Annotated in this window: 1 protein-coding gene; it reads right to left on the reverse strand. The window is 38.9% G+C overall.

The window, feature by feature from the left end; all coding sequences use genetic code 11:
* Positions 1–223, reverse strand: a 223-nt coding sequence (locus FCK90_RS15270) for an aminotransferase class V-fold PLP-dependent enzyme (protein ID WP_158035150.1), incomplete at its 3' end; no start/stop codon positions are given.
* Positions 224–270: the final 47 nt, after the last annotated feature.

Consider the following 270-nt stretch of genomic DNA (forward strand, 5'->3'; position numbering starts at 1 on the left):
CACCTTGCAAAAATAGTACTTTGTAATTTTCTGGAATCTCCATCAATTCTCGAATCAAGCTCTCCGCATCATCTAGGATGTTTTGAAATAATTCTGAACGGTGACTCAGCTCCATTACTGACATTCCTGAACCATTATAAGAGAGTAGCTCCCTTTGAACCTTTTCAAGTACCGGTACTGGTAAAACTGCCGGACCTGCCGAAAAATTATAAACACGTTCCACTCAACATCTCTCCTGTCTTCAAATTTCCCCAATTACTTACAAAAATT

Source organism: Kocuria coralli (genome assembly GCF_008831305.1).
GTDB classification, from domain to species: Bacteria; Actinomycetota; Actinomycetes; order Actinomycetales; family Micrococcaceae; genus Kocuria; species Kocuria coralli.